General features: G+C 72.9%; 13 protein-coding genes and 3 pseudogenes. 8 read left to right on the forward strand and 8 right to left on the reverse strand.

Features of this window, described 5'->3' with window-relative positions; all coding sequences use genetic code 11:
* Positions 1-35: 35 nt before the first annotated feature.
* Positions 36-188, reverse strand: coding sequence for a hypothetical protein (locus BM536_RS42220; RefSeq protein ID WP_245873231.1), 153 nt, complete (start codon positions 186-188; stop codon positions 36-38).
* Positions 189-423: 235 nt separating this feature from the next.
* Between BM536_RS42220 and BM536_RS43825 the strand changes: the two genes are divergently transcribed.
* Together BM536_RS43825 and BM536_RS02375 are read left to right on the forward strand one after the other, a co-directional pair.
* A complete protein-coding gene (locus BM536_RS43825) occupies positions 424-552 on the forward strand; it encodes a hypothetical protein (RefSeq protein WP_281258531.1) in 129 nt (42 codons plus the stop codon).
* Positions 553-931: 379 nt separating this feature from the next.
* Positions 932-1,776: pseudogene (locus tag BM536_RS02375) on the forward strand (DUF72 domain-containing protein).
* Between the two features lie 38 nt (positions 1,777-1,814).
* On the opposite strand, the gene BM536_RS02380 reads toward BM536_RS02375, so the two are convergent.
* Positions 1,815-2,492 (reverse strand): lipoprotein, encoded by a 678-nt coding sequence (locus BM536_RS02380; protein ID WP_245873232.1) that lies wholly within the window; start codon positions 2,490-2,492, stop codon positions 1,815-1,817.
* Between the two features lie 155 nt (positions 2,493-2,647).
* Here BM536_RS02380 and rpmG point away from each other — a divergent pair, with 155 nt between their 5' ends.
* The 3 genes from rpmG (at position 2,648) to BM536_RS42225 (ending at position 4,594) form a co-directional block, all read left to right on the forward strand.
* Entirely contained in the window at positions 2,648-2,812 is a 165-nt protein-coding gene (gene rpmG, locus BM536_RS02385; protein WP_073498959.1) for a 50S ribosomal protein L33, read from the forward strand.
* Positions 2,813-3,021: 209 nt separating this feature from the next.
* Positions 3,022-3,144 carry a type B 50S ribosomal protein L36 gene (ykgO, locus tag BM536_RS02390; RefSeq protein ID WP_073498960.1) on the forward strand — a complete coding sequence of 41 codons (123 nt, stop codon included), beginning with the start codon at positions 3,022-3,024 and terminating at the stop codon, positions 3,142-3,144.
* Positions 3,145-3,454: 310 nt separating this feature from the next.
* Positions 3,455-4,594: a hypothetical protein gene (locus BM536_RS42225; protein WP_245873233.1), complete on the forward strand. Its 1,140-nt coding sequence runs from the start codon at positions 3,455-3,457 to the stop codon at positions 4,592-4,594.
* Here the strand turns inward: BM536_RS42225 and BM536_RS02400 are convergent.
* The 3 genes from BM536_RS02400 to BM536_RS02410 all read right to left on the reverse strand — a co-directional run bounded on the left by BM536_RS02400 (position 4,488) and on the right by BM536_RS02410 (position 8,071).
* Positions 4,488-5,453, reverse strand: coding sequence for a YihY/virulence factor BrkB family protein (locus tag BM536_RS02400; protein ID WP_073498325.1), 966 nt, complete (start codon positions 5,451-5,453; stop codon positions 4,488-4,490). The two genes, BM536_RS42225 and BM536_RS02400, sit on opposite strands and share 107 nt — an antisense overlap.
* A gap of 203 nt (positions 5,454-5,656) precedes the next feature.
* A complete protein-coding gene (glpK, locus tag BM536_RS02405) occupies positions 5,657-7,174 on the reverse strand; it encodes a glycerol kinase GlpK (protein ID WP_073498327.1) in 1,518 nt (505 codons plus the stop codon).
* A 45-nt stretch (positions 7,175-7,219) separates the two neighbouring features.
* The gene (locus tag BM536_RS02410; RefSeq protein ID WP_073498329.1) at positions 7,220-8,071 is read right to left on the reverse strand and encodes an MIP/aquaporin family protein; all 852 of its coding nucleotides are present in this window, start codon (positions 8,069-8,071) and stop codon (positions 7,220-7,222) included.
* A 241-nt stretch (positions 8,072-8,312) separates the two neighbouring features.
* Here BM536_RS02410 and BM536_RS02415 point away from each other — a divergent pair, with 241 nt between their 5' ends.
* Both BM536_RS02415 and BM536_RS02420 read left to right on the forward strand, forming a co-directional pair.
* A complete protein-coding gene (locus tag BM536_RS02415) occupies positions 8,313-10,364 on the forward strand; it encodes a SpoIIE family protein phosphatase (protein ID WP_245873234.1) in 2,052 nt (683 codons plus the stop codon).
* A gap of 202 nt (positions 10,365-10,566) precedes the next feature.
* Entirely contained in the window at positions 10,567-12,222 is a 1,656-nt protein-coding gene (locus BM536_RS02420) for an FAD-binding oxidoreductase (RefSeq protein WP_073498331.1), read from the forward strand.
* Positions 12,223-12,244: 22 nt separating this feature from the next.
* On the opposite strand, the gene BM536_RS02425 is transcribed toward BM536_RS02420, so the two are convergent.
* From BM536_RS02425 to BM536_RS02435, 3 genes and pseudogenes are all read right to left on the reverse strand, one after another.
* Positions 12,245-12,778, reverse strand: coding sequence for a GNAT family N-acetyltransferase (locus BM536_RS02425; RefSeq protein WP_073498333.1), 534 nt, complete (start codon positions 12,776-12,778; stop codon positions 12,245-12,247).
* Positions 12,779-13,239: 461 nt separating this feature from the next.
* Positions 13,240-14,825 (reverse strand): annotated as a pseudogene (locus BM536_RS02430) (glycerol-3-phosphate dehydrogenase/oxidase).
* A pseudogene (locus BM536_RS02435) lies at positions 14,822-15,420 on the reverse strand (TetR/AcrR family transcriptional regulator). Before BM536_RS02435 ends, BM536_RS02430 begins: the two co-directional pseudogenes overlap by 4 nt.
* A gap of 74 nt (positions 15,421-15,494) precedes the next feature.
* Here BM536_RS02435 and BM536_RS02440 point away from each other — a divergent pair.
* On the forward strand, positions 15,495-17,093 hold the full coding sequence (locus tag BM536_RS02440) for an FAD-binding oxidoreductase (protein ID WP_170109871.1): 1,599 nt from the start codon (positions 15,495-15,497) through the stop codon (positions 17,091-17,093).
* The last annotated feature ends 60 nt before the right edge of the window (positions 17,094-17,153 follow it).

Consider the following 17,153-nt stretch of genomic DNA (forward strand, 5'->3'; position numbering starts at 1 on the left):
CCCACGGGTCCTGGCGCGCCCACTCCCAACGGCTCCTATGAAGAGGCCCCGGCGGTCCGCAGCGCGCGGGCGTGGGTCATGAAAGCGGTCAGGCCCGCCTCGAAGGCACGGGCCGCCCGGCCCTCGGGCACCGCGGCGAGGGCACGGGCCGGCCGCGGGGTCGGGGCGCGGTCGGTCGGTTCCCGCATCGTCTCGGGGGCCGCGAGGTCGAGGGCGGCGCCCAGGACCAGCGCCCAGGACCGGCGCCCAGGACCGGCTTCTCCAGGGCGATGAGCAGCGGCATCACCTCACCGACGGCACCCGGCGTCCAGCAGCAGGGTCACCGCCCGCTCGTACTGCTCCATCATCCACGGCGCCCGACCTTCCAGGACGCCATCAACCGCTCCGGCCCTCGCCCTCGCCCTCGCCCTCGGCGAGGAGGGCGTGCTGCCTCGCGCCCCGGGCCGCGTCCACCCCCGCCACGGCTCCCTCTACGTCGCGGGGCCGGCCCAGACCGTCCTCGGCGCCACCCTCGCCTCGGCTCCGCCCGCTACAACGTCCGGGCGGTTCTGACCACCGCACGCGCCCCGCGTGGCGCGGCCTCCCGGCGGCCCGGCCTGACCGGCCTTGAGGCGCTGGAGGGCTGCACCACGCAACGCCACCCGCGCCGCCGGGAGTCGGAGCACGTGGACCGTACGGTGCCCGGATCCCGGGCCGACCTGACCGCCTGGCCGTGGACCCGGCCGAGGTGTGCCCCCTGACGAACTGCCCGAGGTGCCGGTCCTGTTGACGGTGACGGGCGGTCATCCCGTCCCTGGACCTGGAGCCGGTCGAGGCGCCCGCCGACGAACTGCCGCAGGCGCCGGCCCTAATGGCGGTGACGGGCGGTCATCTCGTCCACCGGGCACAGCGATCGGTGGCTGACCCGGCCCGTCCGGGGTAACCGGCCGCCATGGGCACGATACTGACCGGCTCCTGTTCGTGGACGGACCGGGCACTCCTCGGCAGCGGCTGGTACCCGGCCGGACGGCGGGACGCGGAGGGGCGGCTGCGGCACTACGCCGAACGCTTCCCCCTCGTGGAGGTCGACGCGACGTACTACGCCCTGCCCTCCGAACGCACATGCCGCCTCTGGGCGGAGCGCACCCCCGACGGGTTCGTCTTCGACGTGAAGGCGTTCTCCCTGCTCACCGGCCACCCCACCCGCTCCGAAGTACTGCCGCCGGGGCTGCCCGACGACGTCCGCTCCCCGAAGGCGCTCGACGAGGTGTGGCGGCGCTTCACGGACGGCATCGCGCCGCTGCGCGAGGCGGGCCGGCTGGGCGCCGTCCTCTTCCAGTTCCCGCCGTGGCTGCGACCCGCCCGCGCGCGCGTGCCGTCCTCACCGAATGCCGTGAGCGCACCGCCGGGTGGCCGGTCTGCGTGGAGTTCCGGCACCCCGACTGGTGGCGCGGCGAACAGCGGTCGATCACCGAGGAGTTGCTGCGGTCCTGCGGTTTCGCCGCCGTCGCCGTCGACATGGAGCCGTCGCTGCCGTCCGCGATCCCGCCGGTCACGCCCGTGACCTGCGAACGGCTGGCGGTCGTGCGGTTCCACGGCCGCAGCCACGCCTGGGGGACGGGCAGCAAGGAGGACCGCTTCCGGCACGAGTACACCGACGACGAACTGCGCGAGTGGCTCCCCAGGGTGCACGCCCTCGCCGAACGGGTCGAACGCGTGCACGTACTGTTCAACAACTGCTGCGCCGACGCGGCCGTACGGGCCGCCGCACGGATGCGGGAGCTGCTCGCCGGCTGAGCGACCTGCGGGGCCGCGAGGGGCCGGTCAGGGCAGCGTCAGGCAGTCGCCTTCAGGGTCCTCTTGGCCAGCTCGTAGGCGGGCAGCATGGCCTCGTGCTCCTCGGTGTCCATGCCCCCGAGGTGGACGACGACCGGGCCGTCGGGCGTGCTCACGGCGAGGGCACGCTCCTTCTTCGTCTCCTCCAGCAGCTCACTCGTCGTCGTGTACTCCACCTCCGTGCCGGAGAGCGAGCCGGACCTGAACGCGCGGTACTTCTCCCCGCTCGCCGTCTTCTCGGCACCCACGAAGCCCTCCAGTACGTCGCGGGCGTCCGCGTCGCCCGGCTTGCCCGTCCACACCCGCAGGAAGCCGAGCTTTCCGGCCGGCTTGGCGTCGACCTCGCAGGCCATCGTGACCGGGCCCTGGTGCAGGAAGGCGTCGGCGAGTGCGTCGCCGACCGCGTCGGACACCTCGTCGTCGGTGTCGCTGTGCTGCGCCGCCGCGTCGATCCTCTCGGCCTCCCAGAACTCGGCGATGTCGAAGGTGACGGGAAGCTCACAGGCCGAACCGGCGGCCCCGATGGTCTCCCCGCGCGCCGCGACCTCGGCCGTGGCCGAGCCCTTGCCGCCGGCCGGACCCGAGTCCTCCCCCGACTCCCCGCACCCCGCCGCCATCCCCGTCAGCAGCACCGCCGCCGCGATCCCCCGCCAACCGTTCCCCACCCCGAAGCGCACCGCTGTCTCTCCTCCGCTCGAAACCGGCCTCTTGTTCGACACCGGCGGAGCACTGTAACCGAGAGGCACGGGAATGACCTCGTCCCCTCCGCTGTTGCAAACCTCGATTGGCATGCACCGCTCAATGAGTGCGATGCCGGTGAGAGGAGGCCCCCATGGCACGCAGCACGGCGCGCCCCGTCGTCACCCTGAGGTCCACGGCCGGTACCGGCGCGACCTACGTGACCCGCAAGAACCGCCGCAACGACGCAGACCGGCTGGTCCTGCGCAAGTACGACTCGGTCGCCGGACGGCACGTCACGTTCCGCGAGGAGCGCTGACCCGAGAAGGGCCGGTGCCACAGCGCTGTGACCCGAGGAGGGCCGGCGCCACGGCGCTGTGACCCGAGGAGGGCCGGCGCCACGGCGGTATGACCCGAGGAGGGCCGGCGCCACGGCGGTATGACCCGAGAAGGGCCGGCGCCACGGCGCTGCCCGAGGAGCGCCGGCCTCAGTGTGTCGGCCCGAGGATGCAACACGAGGAGGCAGCCATGAAGGTGCGCAATTCCCTGCGTTCCCTGAAGTCCAGGCCCGGAGCCCAGGTCGTGCGCCGGAAGGGGGTCACCTTCGTCATCAACAAGAAGGAGCCCCGCTTCAAGGCCCGCCAGGGCTGAGAACCCGCAGCCGCCCGGCGGACCCGGTCCCGGACAGCCAGGGGCCGGTCGCCGGGCTGTCCGGCGCCGATCACCCGGTCTGCCCACCCGCCGGGCGGGCTCCGCGCCGGCGTCCTACGGTGGGGAAGCGGCCGGCTCCCCAGGGAACCCCGGTCGTTCCCGGCCGGCGCCGACTTCCCCCGTGTCCGATCCGGCCGGGACCCCGCACCCCCTGCCACGCGAGGGGTGCGGTCCGATGTCGGTCCGGTGTCTCTCCTCATCACAGCACCGGAGTGATCCCTGAAGGCCTTCCTGACGTCTCTATGGGCGTATGACCCGGCGCGCGGGTCCGGCCGACCGGGCCGACGCCGCCCGCACGGGTGCCGGACACGGCCGTGCGCTCCCCGCGCGCGGCGAGCGGTGGGGGGAGAGTGTGGAAGTCGTGCGTCCAGCGGAGGAACGGCGCGGAACCGCGGACGGTGGCCGTGCCGCGCGCGACGGCGCGAAGCGCGAGCCGCTCGGCCTGCCGGCCCGCGCCGGCGCGTTCGTCCTGCGCACGCTCCGCGACGAGGGCCACAACATCTTCGTCGACCCGGTACGGCGACTGCGCAGGCGCGGGCCCGCCGGGCTGCTGCTCGCCGGTGTCGCCGTCGGGGGCGTCGTCTTCTTCCACGCCCTCGCCCAGCGGCCGGCCGGGGCGGACGTCGTCCGGGCCGTCGGCGGCGTGCAGGGCGATCTGCCCCTGTGGCTGGCCCTCCTGCGCACCCCGGTCTCGCTGTACGTCCCCGCGCTCGACCTGCCGGTCTGGGCCGGCATCACCCAGTTGTTCCTCGCCTTCGCGCTGGCCGAGAACAGCCTCGGCCGGGCCCGCACGCTCGCCGTCGCCTACGCGACCACGCTGGCCGGCACCCTCACCGCCCGCGTGATGATCATGGCGGGCCCGGACCGGTGGGGGTTCGGTCTCCCGCCCGAGGCGGGGCAGGTGCTCGACACGGGCCCGTCGGCCGCGGTCGTCGGCCTGTTCACCTACATCTCCGTCATCCGGCGCGCCCCCGTCGTCTTCACGCTCACCGGCGGCTCGATGGTGTGGGAGTCGATGGCCAAGCCCAACCTGGCCGGCCGCGAGCACCTGATCGCGGTGGCCGCCGCGATCGTTCTGGGGCTCCTGCACGGCCGACGCCCCGCCCGGCTCCGCGACCCGCGCCGCCTGCTGCGCCGGCCCACGCCGTCCCGGCCGGCCGGGACGGGTGCCGTGGCCGTCCCGGACAATACCGGCGCGGGCTGCTTCCGGCGCGTCCGGGTGGAGGTCGCCGGCCGCGGGTGGGTGTGTCGTGTCCACCGTCCCGGTGGCAGGCGGTGTGGTTTCAGGGGCCGGATCCCGGGTCGGGGCGGACGGGGGCCTCGATACCGGCGCGGGCCGCCTCCAGTTGGGCGGCGAAGGCGATGCCGAGGAACAGGGCGATGGCGGTGACGTTGGCCCACAGCAGAAGTGCGACGAAGGCGGTGAGCGGGCCGTACACGGCGCCGAACGAGGCGCTCTTCCCGACGTAGAGAGCCAGCATCCAGGTGGCCCCGACCCACAGGACCAGGTGCACCGCGCTGCCGAAGGCGAGCCAGGTGTAGCCGGGCTGCCTGCGGCGCGGAGACCAGCGGAAGATGGCGGCGGACGCGATCCACGCGAGCCCCAGACCCACGAGGATCCTCAGCGCGTCCCACCAGAGGTGCCCGCCGACACCGACGCCGAGGGTCTCGGTGACGGCGTCGCCGAGCGGCCCGCCGGCCGCGAGCGCCACGAACCCGAGCACCAGCGGCATCCCTGCCGCGACGGACAGCAGGAGCGCGCGTCCGTACTTGCGCGGGAAGGGGCGGTCGCGCTCGATGCCGTAGATACGGTTGGCGCCCCGCTCTATCTGGGCCATCGCGGAGGCGAGGTTCAGCATGGCGAACCCCAGGCCGAGCCACAGCGCGAGGGTGCTCCACACGTCGCCGTGCGCGCTGCGCCGCGTCCCGGCGAACGCGTCGTCGAGGAGGTCGGCGCCGGTACCGGGCACGATGTCACCGAGCGTCCGTTCGATGACCCGGCCCACGGAGTCGGTGTGCACGGAGGTCGCCAGGCCCACCAGGGCCAGCGTGAAGGGCACCAGACCGAGCACGACCTGGAAGGCGAGCGCCCGCGCGTTGGTGAAGCCGTCGGCGTACCGGAACCGGGTGAAGGCGTCGACGAGCAGGGACATGCCGCCGTAGCGGCGCAACGCGATCAGTGCCTCGTCGCCGGACAGTTCCTCCCCGATCATGTCCCTGGTCTGCGGCACGTGGACGGCGGTTCCCATCGTGGACAGGCTCCTTGCGCTCGGCCGGAGCTGCCTCCGGGTCTCTGCCTGTCCGGCTGCCCCGGACAGGCAGACCGTACCCCGGGGACTGCCGGGGCCGCCGCCACGGTGCACACCCTGAACGGGACGCGGCTGAGCCGGGACCGGCACATGCTGTCGGTCCCGGCTCGGGAGAGCATTCCGCAAGGGCGCCCGAAGGGTGCCTAATCGACCTGGGCCCAGTCCAGCGTGCGTTCCACCGCCTTCTTCCAGCCCGCGTAGCCCTCCGCTCTCTGCTCGTCCGACCACTGGGGCTGCCAGCGCTCGGACTCCTGCCAGTGGGTGCGCAGTTCGTCGGTGTCGCGCCAGAAGCCGATCGCCAGGCCCGCCGCGTAGGCGGCGCCGAGCGCGGTGGTCTCGGCGACGACCGGGCGGCTGACGGGGACCCCGAGGACGTCGGCCTGGATCTGCATGCACAGGTCGTTGGCGGTGACACCGCCGTCGACCTTGAGGACGTCGAGGTGGACACCGGAGTCCTGCTCCATGGCCTCGACGACGTCACGGCTCTGGTAGCAGATCGACTCCAGGGTCGCGCGGGCCAGGTGGCCGTTGTCGTTGTAGCGGGCCAGACCGACGATCGCGCCGCGGGCGTCGGAGCGCCAGTACGGAGCGAACAGGCCGGAGAAGGCGGGCACGAAGTACATGCCGCCGTTGTCCTCGACGGTACGGGCCAGCGTCTCGCTCTCGGCGGCAGTGCTGATGATCTTCATCTGGTCGCGCAGCCACTGCACCGCGGACCCGGTCACCGCGATGGAGCCCTCCAGGGCGTAGACCGCCGGCTCGTCGCCGAACCGGTACGCCACCGTGGTGAGCAGGCCGTGCTGTGAACGGACCAGCTCGGTACCGGTGTTGAGGACCAGGAAGTTGCCGGTGCCGTAGGTGTTCTTGGCTTCGCCGGGGGCGTAGCAGACCTGCCCCACCGTGGCCGCCTGCTGGTCGCCGAGCACCCCGGTGATGGGGATGGCGGCGCGCAGTGGCCGCGAGGTGCGCGTGACGCCGTACGCCTCGCGGTGGGAGGAGGAGTTGATGCTGGGCAGCATGGCCCGGGGGATCCCGAAGAAGCCCAGCAGCTCGTCGTCCCAGTCCAGGGTCTCCAGGTCCATCAGCATGGTCCGGCTGGCGTTGGTCACGTCGGTGGCGTGGATGCCGCCGTCGGGGCCGCCCGTGAGGTTCCACAGGACCCAGCTGTCGGTGTTGCCGAAGAGGGCGTGGCCCTGTTCCGCGGCCTCGCGGACCCCGTCGACGTTCTCCAGGATCCACTGGATCTTGCCGCCGGAGAAGTAGGTCGCCGGGGGCAGGCCCGCCTTGCGGCGGATGACGTCGCCCTGGCCCGAGCGTTCCAGAGCCGCGGCGATGGAGTCGGTGCGGGTGTCCTGCCAGACGATGGCGTTGTAGTAGGGGCGTCCGTTGCGCGGATCCCACACCACCGTGGTCTCCCGCTGGTTGGTGATGCCGATCGCCGCCAGGTCCTCCGGGGACAGGTTGCCGTGCCGCAGGGCGTTCTGCATCACGGAGTTGGTGCGTTCCCAGATCTCCACCGGGTCGTGTTCGACCCAGCCGGACCGCGGAAGGATCTGGGCGTGCTCCAACTGGTGCTTCGCCACCTCGTTCCCGGCGTGGTCGAAGATCATGAATCGGGTGCTGGTGGTGCCTTGGTCCACCGCGCCCACGAAGTCAGCCATGGGTTGCCGCCTTTGCTGCGGGTGCCGGCGCTCTGGTTGCGGGTGTCAGCGCTCTGGGTCGGGTGCGGGGACACGACCGGGAGGCTCCGGCTCCGCCGTCGGCAGGAACCGGCCGATGAACGCCTTGTACAGTCCGGCGCCGAGCAGGCCGCCGATCAGGGGGCCGAGGATCGGCACCCAGAAGTAGATGTTCCCGTACTGATCTCGCCACGCTCCGCCGTAGCCGGTGAGGAAGCTGGCCAGCCGGGGGCCGAAGTCACGGGCCGGATTGATCGCGTAACCGGCGTTGGTTCCCCACGCCATGCCGATGGCCACGACGATCAGACCCACGATGAACGGGGCCAGGTTCGCGCCCGGCGGGTTGTTGAGCAGGTCCGTGACGGCCATGATCAGCAGCAGCAGGATGGCGGTGCCGATGATCTGGTCGCGGAAGGCGCCCCACTCGTGCACGGGGAGATTCGTGTTGCCGTTGGCGGGGAGTGTGGAGAACACGCCCTGTGTCCTGATGGTGTGACCGGGGTCGGCCTTCGCCAGTGCCTCGGTGTAGTTCCACCGGACGATGAGGGCCGCCACGAAGGCGCCCGCCGTCTGTGCCGCCGCGTACGGCGCGACCTTGCGCCACGGGAATCCCTTGAACGCCGCCAGCGCGACGGTCACCGCGGGATTGAGGTGGGCGCCGCTCAGCCGGGCCGCGACATATACGCCCAGGGTGACGCCGATGCCCCACGCCCAGGCGATGCTGTCGTGGTTTCCGAGGCCGCCCGGCGGTGTCGTCAGGGCCCCGCCGGCGACCACTTGGGCGACGACGCCGCATCCGAAGAGGATGAGCACCATCGTGCCGGCGAACTCGGCCGACAGTTCGCCCACCAGTCCCGACCTTTTCAATCGCTCAGCCATGGAAGCTCGCTTCCCGCCGGTCGACTGACCGGCTCTCGACGATCGAGCCCTCCCGACGTCAGGATAAGTCGATAAGCCCGAAATCGCCCGAATGGGACCATTTGGTCGACATGTGCTCTCCGTGTTCGGTCGGCGCGATGCCCCGCCTGGTGGACTCGGCTGATCCGGATAGGGTGTTTTCAGATGAAATATTGCCTGGTGGTTAGGTCGTGCGGTGGACGCTCACCAGACGGCGGGACCGGTGCCGGAACAGCCCCCCACGGCTGTCGGGTACGCGGGTGTGCTGCGCGAACTGCTGCCGATCGCACTGTGGCGGGAGGACGCCGACGGCCGCGTCACGGAGTGGTCGCTAGCCGCCCAGGACCTGCTCGGCTACCGGCCCGGGGACGTACTCGACCGGCCCGCCTCGGCCCTGCTCGTCCCCGAGGGCAACGGTGAACTCGCCGACCAGCTGACCCGCCGCGTCCACGCCGGGGAAACCGTGGTCGGAACCCTCTGGGTGCGCCACCGCGACGGCCACCAGGTGAGGATGGAGATGTGGATCGTCCCCGCCGCCGACGCGCGCGGACGGGCCGGCGCGCTGCTGATCGCCGTCGAGACGTCGCAGGTGCTGCGCATGCGGGACTCGCTGGCGGCCCTGGAGAGCCTCTTCAGCCAGTCGCCCATCGGTCTCGCCACCCTCGGCACCGACCTGCGCTTCCTGCGGGTCAATGACGCCCTCGCCCGGATGAACGGCCTCTCCGCCGCCGAGCACCTGGGCAAACGGCTCACCGAGGTCGTGCCCGGTGTCAACGCCGTGGCACTGGAGTCCACGATGAGGAAGGTCCTGGACCAGGGCACCGCCGTCGTCGACGTCCGCCGTACCGGACGCACCGCGGCGGATCCCCGACACGACCGGACCTGGTCCTGCTCCTACGCCCCCCTCGTCGACGGCGCCGGCCGGACGCTGGGCCTGATCGCCTCCCTCATCGACATCACGGAGAGCCAGCGCGCCGAGGCCGACGCCGAGCGCGCCAGACGCCGCTTCGCCCTGCTGGCTGAGGCGGGCACCCGGATCGGCACCACCCTGGACCTACGGCAGACCGCCGAGGAGATCGCGCAGATGCTGGTGCCGCAGCTCGCCGACTCCGCCGATGTGCAGCTCCTCGAAGAGGTCATGCAGCCCGACGACTCCGCCGCCTCCACCCACGGCGTGGTCCGGCGCATGGCCGCCCACTTCACCGACCCCTCCGCCCCCATGGCGAAGCTCGCGCCGGGCGTGACGTACCAGCTCCCGCACGGCTCCCTGTACGAGCGGGTCATCACCGAGGGGCGGCCGACGAACCTGTACCGCTCGGACGTCCGGGCGCTGGTCACCGACCCCCGGGCCGAGGACCTGCGCGAGTACCTGATGACCCTCGGCTCCGCACGGCTGATCCCCCTGGTCGCCCGCGGCAAGGTGCTCGGCGCGGTCGTGGTGACCCGGCTGCGCAGCCGCGAGCCCTTCGACGAGCAGGACTGCGTCCTCATCGACGAGCTGGCCGCGCGCGCCGCCCTGAACATCGACAACGCCCTCATGTACACCCGTCAGCGCGCGGCGGCCCTCACCCTGCAGCGCAGCCTGACCAACAGCGCGCTGCCCGTCGTCCCCGGCCTCGAACTCACCGGACGGTACCTGCCCGCCAGCGAACACGACGTCGGCGGCGACTGGTTCGACGTCATCGCGCTGCCCGAGGGCAGAACCGGACTCGTCATCGGGGACGTCATGGGCCATGGCATCCACGCCGCCGCGGTCATGGGGCAGCTCCGCACTGCGGTGCGCACCCTCGCCCGGCACGACATGCATCCGGCCCGCCTGCTCCGCTCGCTGGACGCCGTCGTCGCCGACATGGGCGAGGACGAGATGGCGACCTGTGTCTACGCCGTCCACGATCCCGCCTCCGGCGGATGCCTGGTGGCCCGCGCCGGCCACCCCCCGCCGGCGGTGATGGCACCCGACGGGTCGATCGTCTTCCTGGACGGCCCGCCGGGAACCCCGCTGGGGACGGGAGGGCACGAGTTCCGCACCGAAGAGGTCCCGCTGCCGCCGGGCAGCCTGCTGGTCCTGTACACCGACGGTCTGGTCGAAGCCCGCGGCCGGGACCTCGACCAGGGCCTCGACCGGCTCGCCCAGGCCCTGCGGACGCCCGGACGGTCACTCGCGACCCTCTGTGACGACGTCCTGGAGCAGATGCTGCCGTACCCCGCGCAGGACGACGTCGCCATCCTCATGGCCCGTCCGCAGCAGCCGGCGGCGCCCCCGGTCGGGCCGTGACGGGTCGGGGGCGTGCGCCGGAGTCGGCGGGTGTGCGGCGGGGCCGGACGCGGTGCCGCGCGCGGGCGGCGTGTGTCCGTGCATCGGGCGGTCAGGGTTTATCCGGCGGGGCCCGGCGGATCGACGGACATCGCCCGGTCGGTGACTTTAGGTTTCTTCGTGTGCACTTAACGTCACCGTTCCGCGAGCCCCGAGAGGTGTCATGTCCGTGAGTCCGATCGAAGTCAGCTCGGGGGACGCGCGTTACGACGCGCTGCGCCGCGGATTCAACCAGCGCTGGATCGCCCATCCCGACTACGTCGTCGTCGCCACCTCCACCGAAGACGTGGAGTCGGCACTCGCCAAGTTCCTCGCCGACCCCGCCCACGCCACCCGCAGGATCACCGTGCGCTCGGGCGGCCACTGCTACGAGGACTTCGTCTCCTCCGAGGACGTCGGCGTCATCATCGACGTCAGCCAGATGAACCGCGTCTTCTTCGACGCCTCCATGGACGCCTACTGCATCGAGGCAGGGGCGACGAACTGGCACAGCACCACCCAGCTCTACCGGTCGACCGGCCTCGCCCTGCCCGGCGGGTCCTGCAACTCGGTCGGACTCGGCGGCCACATCTCGGGCGGTGGATACGGTCTGCTGTCCCGCATGCTCGGACTGACCGTCGACTATCTGTACGCCGTCGAGGTGGTCACCGCCGCCGACGGCAGGACCCCCCGCCGCACCGTCGCCCGCAAGGACTCCGAGGATCCCGCGCTGCGCGACCTGTGGTGGGCGCACACCGGAGGCGGCGGCGGGAACTTCGGCGTCATCACCAGGTACTGGTTCCGAGGTCTGCAGTCGCCACCGGCCCAGGTGCTGCTCCGGTCCGTCGCCTGGACCTGGGACGACTTCCGTGAGCGACCCGATCTGTTCAAGTCCCTGGTACGCCGCTACGGGGAGTTCTTCACGCACGAACAGCACGGCACCGGCCCGGACTTCATCCACCGCAACGGCTACCGCGACATGTTCACCCTCCTCAAGCTCACCCACATGAGCAACGGCAAGGTGGGCCTGACCGTCCAGCTCGACGGCACGGGCAAGGACGCCCCCGCCCGCCTGAAGGCCTTCCTGGACTGGATCACCGAGGGCTTCACCACCGGCAGCGGCCACCACGTCACCGAGACGGCCCTGGACAAACAGATCGGTGAACACCCGGCGCAGGACGCCCTGTTCATCCCGACTCTGCTGCCCTGGCTCACCGCCACCCAGAGCCTGAACGACTCCGGGCCCAACCGCTGCGGCAAGTACAAGTCGGCCTACATGACCAAGGGGTTCACCGACCAGCAGATCGACGCGATCCACCGCCATGTCACCGACCCGGGGTACAGCAACCCCGACGCCCTGCTCCAGGTCGACTCCTACGGCGGGAGGATCAACGACGTGGCCGCGGGCGACACGGCCGTGCCGCAGCGCTCCTCGGTCCTTAAGCTCCAATACCAGGCGTACTGGAGCTGGGGCAAGGACGCCGACGGCAACGGGGTGTACGACTACCGGGACGCCGACAGGGACCCGGAGATCGCGGGCCCGCACCTGCGCTGGATCCAGGGCTTCTACCGGGACGTCTACCAGTCCACCGGGGGAGTGCCCGCGGTGCCCGACCCCGCCCTGCCCGCGTCCCTGTCGTCGAACACCGACGGCTGCTACGTCAACTACCCCGACACCGACCTGGGCGACCCGCACCTCAACACGTCCGGCCAGCCCTGGCACAAGCTCTACTACAAGGACAACTACCAGCGCCTGCAACGCGCGAAGGCGAGCTGGGACCCCCACGACGTCTTCCGTCACCAGCAGTCCGTCCGCCCACCGAAGACCGGTCAGGCGTGACCGGGGACGCGGCTTAGCCGGTTCACCCCTGGTACTCGGTGAGGTCGATGGCGTGAATGCCCAGCGGGAAGCCGTGCACCGGATGGGTGGTCACCCGCTCCGGCACCATGCCGAGCTTGCGGATGACGTTCTCGGAGGCCTCGTCCCCCACCCGGCAGACACTGATGACACGGTCCAGGCCACGGTCCTGGAGCGCGAACTCCAACGTGGCCTGCGCGGCCTCGGAGGCGTACCCCTGGCCCCAGAACGGTGAGCCGAGCCGCCAGCTGATCGCCACTTCGGAGGCCACCTCCGGCAGGTGATCGGGCACGGACAGGCCGGTGAAGCCGGCCAGCTCGCCCGAGGCCAGCAACTCGACCGCGAAGAGTCCGAACCCCTCCTCGTCCCACTCCTCCTCCCACCGCTCGATGGCCTCCGCCGTGCCGTCCAGGTCGAGCACCGAGCCGTCGTCGACCCAGCGCATCACATCGGGATCGGCGTTGATCTCGGCCATGGGGACCAGGTCGTCGTCGTGCCAGCGACGGAGGATGAGGCGGGGGGTGCGGATCTCGGTCATGGGGCCATCCTGCCGAAGGCATGGCCCGTACCGGTAATCAGCGCTCCGCCACGGTTTCGGCCGGTGGCCCTCTCGATCAGCGCGGTGAGCTGCGCCTCCGTGCCGGACGGCAGGCGGGCTCTCGCCGAACTCGGCCCGACGGGCGGCCGAACGGCCGTGCGCCGAGTGGCCGGTCGGGCGGCGGGGTGCGACCGGGCCCGCTGCCGACCGGCCGACGGGGTGGTGGCGGCCGGTGGCGGCCCGCCGCGGCCGACGGCGGCCTTGACCCGGCGAGGATCGTGCCCCGGAGGACGGCCGCCGTCACCACCTCGGCCCCTTCGCGCTCCTCGTCGGGCGCGTCGGGCGCGTCCTCGCCATGGCCGAGCGTCTTCCACGCCTGCCCGGGCAACGCGCCCGCCGGTGCGCCGCCGAGCGCGACCTCGGCAGCGGTGGTGGCCGGCCGGCTCGCTCCCCGTGCGGGCTCACACCCGCCCCGGGGACGGCCGGTCGCAGGCCCCGCCCAGCAGTCGGCGTACGGCGGCCATGGCCTGGTCGCGGTCGTCCGGTACCAGGCCGATACGGGTCCGGCGGTCGAGGAGGTCGGCCTCGTCGAGGGCGCCCTCGTGGTGTACGGCCCACAGCAGTTCGGCGCCGGTGACGGGATGGCCCGCGAGGACGGGGCGGCGAGGCGCGGGTCGGTGGCGGCGAGGGCCTGGACGGCCGGCGCCTCCGTGCCGTAGCGCTGGACGAGGCGGCGTGGCGCCGCGACGGTCCGGAGCGTGCGCGCGGGCGCCGCGCCGACGAGGGGGAGGCGGGCCGTGCGGCAGGGGGCGGCCGTGAGGCGGCCCGAGGCGACGGCGGCGTCGACGGCGTCCTGGGCCATCCGCCGGTACGTCGTCAGCTTGCCGCCGACCACCGTGACGACGCCGTCGTCCTGGGCGATGACGGCGTGCCGTCGGGAGATGTCCGAGGTACGGCCCGTGTCCGCCGAGTCCAGCAGGGGGCGCAGCCCGGCGAAGGCGCCGACCACGTCCGAGCGGTGCACGGGGACGTCGAGCACGCAGCCGAGGACGTCGAGGAGGAAGCCGATGTCCGACTCGGGGGCGGCCGGGACGTCGGGCAGGGCGCCGTCGACGGGCTCGTCCGTGAGCCCGACGTAGACACGGCCGTCGCCCTGCGGGAGGACGAGGACGAAGCGGTTGGTCTCGCCCGGGACCGGGACGTGCAGTCCGGCCGGGAGCGCGCCGAGGTGCTCGGAGCGCAGGACGAGGTGGGTGCCGCGCGAGGGCCGTATCCGGATGCCGTCGACCAGGCGGCCGGCCCAGACCCCGGAGGCGTTGACGACGGTACGGGCCCGGATCTCGCCTTCCTCGCCGGTCAGTTCGTCGCGGACGGTGGCTCCGGACCCGGTGAGCCGTAGTGCTCTGACGCGGGTGAGGACGCGGGCGCCGTGGGCGGCGGCGGTCCGGGCGAGGGCGGTGACCAGGCGGGCGTCGTCGGTGACCTTGCCGTCCCAGGACAGCAGGCCGCCGCGCAGTCCGTCGGGGCGTACGGCCGGGGCGAGGTGGCGGGCCTCCGTCGCCGAGAGGCGGCGGGGCGCGGGCAGGGTCGCCCGCGCGGTGCGGGCGGCCAGCCGCAGGGCGTCCCCGGCGCGGAAGCCGGCCCAGGCCAGGGTGGCCTGGCCGCGCGAGACCAGCGGGGTGAGGGGCAGGACGAAGGGTTCGGCGCGGACCAGGTGCGGGGCGGTGTGCTCCATGAGTAGCCCGCGCTCCACCGCGCTCTCGTGGGCGACGTCGAACTGCGCGGAGGCGAGATAGCGCAGGCCGCCGTGGATGAGCTTGGAACTCCAGCGCGAGGTGCCGAAGGCGAGGTCGTGGGCGTCGACGGCGGCGACCGTCAGCCCCCGTGCCGCGGCGTCGAGGGCGGCCCCGGCACCGGTCGCGCCCAGCCCGACGACCAGGACGTCCACCGTGGGCCCGCCCACGGTCGCGGCGAGTTCCCGCGAGCGACGGGCGGCCGAGAGCGAGGAGGCGTTCACGGGCGGGGCGGGGCTGCTGGTCCGGCTCACGGCGTGAGGGTCCTCTCCAGAAGGGTCCGCAACTCGCCCAGGAAGGCCGCGGAGTCGAGGTCCGGGTCGTCCTCGTCGGTCATGGTCCGCAGCGACAGGGTGAACGACTGGACGACGAGCAGCAGGGAGCGCGCCTGCCGTTCCGGATGGCCCGGCCGCACCGAGCCGTCCGCGTGGCCCTCGCGCAGGCCGTCGGCGAGCAGCTTCAGCAGTGCTTCCTGACTGGCCCCGCGCCGGTCGAGGACGTAGGGGAGGAGGAGTTCGGGATCCACGTCGACGATCTTGCGGAACAGCGGGTGGTCGCGGAAGGCGGCCACTCCTGCCACCAGGCCGTCGACGAGGAGCGTCCGGGCGTCGGTGCCCACGCGCCGCTCGGGCATGGCGCCGGTGGCCACGCCGACCCATTCGCGGGTCATGAGGTCGCCGACCAGCGAGCGGACGTCGGGCCAGCGCCGGTAGAGGGTCATGCGGGAGACCCCCGCCCGGCGGGCCACGTCGGTGAGTGTCGTACGGCGACTCCGACGGCCAGGACGCAGTCGCGCACCGCGTCGAGCACCGCGTCTCCGTCCGACTGGTTGTGACGAATAGGCGTCATGTGTAACAGTGTAACGCCTCACGGGGGCCGTTCCCAGACGGCGTCCCGTACCGCCGACCGGGAGGACGACACCGATGGACATGCTGTGGAGCGGCTGGGGCGACCCCGCCGCGGCGACGCCGCTGCCCGACACGGTGGTCGGGCTGCTGCACGACCTGCTCGGCGTGACGCCCCGCACCACCGGCCCGGTGACGCTCGACCGGATCACCGTCCCCGCGACACCGCTCGACACCGCCACGCGCGAGGCCCTGCTGGCCGCCGTCGGCGGGGACCCCGCACACGTCCGCACCGACGCCGAAACCCGCATCCGCCACACACGCGGCAAGTCCACCCCCGACCTGCTGCGCATCCGCGACGGCGAGGTCGACGACCTCCCGGCCGCCGTGGTGCTCCCCGCCGGGCACGACGAGGTCCTCGCCGTGCTGCGGGTCTGCGCCGACCACGGACTGGCCGCCGTGCCGTTCGGCGGCGGCACCTCGGTCGTCGGCGGCCTCGCCCCCGTACGGCGCGGCGCCTTCGTCGCCCTCGACCTGCGCCGCATGGACGGCCTGCTGGCCGTCGACCCCGTCTCGCGGACCGCCACCCTCCAGGCCGGACTGCGCGCCCCGCACGCCGAGGCACTGCTCGCCGGACACGGCTTCACCCTCGGCCACTTCCCCCAGTCCTACGAGTGGGCCACCATCGGCGGATTCGCCGCCACCCGCTCCAGCGGACAGGCCTCCGCCGGCTACGGCCGCTTCGACGACATGGTCCTCGGCCTCACCCTCGCCACCCCCGAGGGCACCGTCGAGACCGGCCGCGCCCCGCGCTCGGCGGCCGGCCCCGACCTGCGCCAGCTCCTGCTCGGCTCGGAAGGCGCGTTCGGCGTCATCACGTCGGTCACCGTGCGCGTCCGTCCCGTTCCCCGCGCCCGCGTCTACGACGGCTGGCGCTTCCCGACCTTCCGGCAGGGCGCCGACGCCCTGCGGCGCCTGGCCCAGGACGGACCCCGCCCGACGGTGCTGCGCCTCTCCGACGAGACGGAGACCCTCGTCGGCCTGGCCCAGCCCGACGCCATCGGCTCGGGAGCCGCGCAGCAGAACGCCGGCTGCCTCGCCGTCGTGGGCTTCGAGGGCACCGAGGAGGACACCTCCCACCGCCGTGAGACGGCGACCGCGGTGCTCCGCGAGGCCGGCGGAGAGCCGCTGGGCGAGGAGCCGGGCCGCCGCTGGGCGCACGGCCGCTACTCCGCCCCCTACCTCAGGGACGCGCTGCTCGACGCGGGCGCGTTCGCCGAGACCCTGGAGACCGCCGCGTTCTGGTCCCGCCTGCCTGAGCTGTACGCCGCCGTCCGCGACGCCCTGACGTCGACACTCACCGACGCCGGCACCCCGCCCCTGGTCATGTGCCACGTCTCGCACGTCTACGAGAACGGCGCCTCCCTCTACTTCACGGTCGTCAGCGCCCAGGGCGACGACCCCCTCGCCCACTGGAGCCGCGCCAAGCACGCCGCCAACGACGCGATCCTCGCCGCCGGCGGCACCATCACCCACCACCACGGAGTGGGCACCGACCACCGCGACTGGTACGTACGCGAGGCGGGCGACCTGGCCGTGGACGCCCTGCGAGCCGTCAAACGACGCCTCGACCCGGCCGGAGTCCTCAACCCGGGCGTCCTGCTTCCCGCAGACTGAACCCCGCCCGAGCCCCCCTTCCCCGCCCGCCTGTCCGCCGACCGCCCGGAGGTTCACCCG

Source organism: Streptomyces phaeoluteigriseus, assembly GCF_001896135.2.
GTDB lineage: Bacteria > Actinomycetota > Actinomycetes > Streptomycetales > Streptomycetaceae > Streptomyces > Streptomyces phaeoluteigriseus.

Coding starts and splice junctions, on each gene's coding strand:
- BM536_RS42220 (WP_245873231.1), bottom strand. CDS start 188: ATGCGGGAACCGACCGACCGCGCCCCGACCCCGCGGCCGGCCCGTGCC.
- rpmG (WP_073498959.1), top strand. CDS start 2,648: ATGGCACGCAGCACGGCGCGCCCCGTCGTCACCCTGAGGTCCACGGCC.
- ykgO (WP_073498960.1), top strand. CDS start 3,022: ATGAAGGTGCGCAATTCCCTGCGTTCCCTGAAGTCCAGGCCCGGAGCC.
- BM536_RS42225 (WP_245873233.1), top strand. CDS start 3,455: ATGACCCGGCGCGCGGGTCCGGCCGACCGGGCCGACGCCGCCCGCACG.
- BM536_RS02400 (WP_073498325.1), bottom strand. CDS start 5,453: ATGGGAACCGCCGTCCACGTGCCGCAGACCAGGGACATGATCGGGGAG.
- glpK (WP_073498327.1), bottom strand. CDS start 7,174: ATGGCTGACTTCGTGGGCGCGGTGGACCAAGGCACCACCAGCACCCGA.
- BM536_RS02410 (WP_073498329.1), bottom strand. CDS start 8,071: ATGGCTGAGCGATTGAAAAGGTCGGGACTGGTGGGCGAACTGTCGGCC.
- BM536_RS02420 (WP_073498331.1), top strand. CDS start 10,567: ATGTCCGTGAGTCCGATCGAAGTCAGCTCGGGGGACGCGCGTTACGAC.
- BM536_RS02425 (WP_073498333.1), bottom strand. CDS start 12,778: ATGACCGAGATCCGCACCCCCCGCCTCATCCTCCGTCGCTGGCACGAC.
- BM536_RS02440 (WP_170109871.1), top strand. CDS start 15,495: ATGGACATGCTGTGGAGCGGCTGGGGCGACCCCGCCGCGGCGACGCCG.